General features: G+C 51.4%; 1 protein-coding gene. It reads left to right on the forward strand.

All coding sequences use genetic code 11. The features are described from left to right. The first annotated feature begins 106 nt into the window (after positions 1-106). Complete coding sequence (locus AC0QHF_RS09775; RefSeq protein WP_324704017.1) at positions 107-466, forward strand: hypothetical protein; 360 nt, start codon at positions 107-109, stop codon at positions 464-466. Positions 467-904 lie beyond the last annotated feature (438 nt).

The raw sequence follows: 904 nt of genomic DNA on the forward strand, positions 1-904 counted from the left end.
AAGGGGGTGCTGGGGGCTAAAGCCGCTTGAGTCGGTTTTCCTCTCCGCGATCAATCACGGAGCTTCCAACCCTCCCAAAAGTTTTACGTGACGAGGTATTATCACTGTGGGAAATTACCGCCTTCATGCCAGAGAAGCGAATGGAGAACGGAATCCGGATGGTTCTCCCTGCACGGGTTATGTCTATCGCAGTTTGGATTTGCGTTCCTATGCCGATCGCCGGTGGCTAGAATCTCAGCAGTACGTTCCGGGGCGAACCTGGTTGTATCGGACATCCGTGCCGGCACCGTTAAACTTTTTTGAGCCGAAACCGGTTCTGCTGACCCCCCCTGGGAACGGCTATCAAAAAAATGCGATCGAACACCATCCGAAGCGCCCCGCTCACTTGGGAGTCCGCCGAGTCGAGTGGTTTAATCGCCGCGGCGAAACGGCGAAAAAGCCGACTCCGGAACCTGTCAAAAATTGATACTGCGATCGCGACAAAAATTCGGCACCCAAGCGATCGCCACCCCAAATCGAACGGCGACAAACCCCGTGCGATGTCCGACAGTGGCAATCCCCCCCGCCGGTTGACGAGATATAAAAATCGCCCCAGTCGTGCTGTCATTTTCGATCTGAGTGAATCTCACGCCCGCCAGAATCGTTCGGATTCAATTGCCTATCGCCTATCGCCTTATTGCCTATTTGCCTATTTGCCTATTGCCTATTTGCCTATTGCCTATTTCCTATTGCCGACTTGCCGACTTGCCTATTGCCTGCGCGAAGCGCTATAACTGACGATCCGAACTTGATATGAGAGGCTGGCAAATATTATGACTCAACTCACGATGGTTTATTAGTTAATGCCGATATCAATGGTGCAGCTAATCTCCTCAAAAAAGTAGCAACAACTTTAGGATTTTCT

Source organism: Lyngbya sp. CCY1209, from assembly GCF_055795065.1.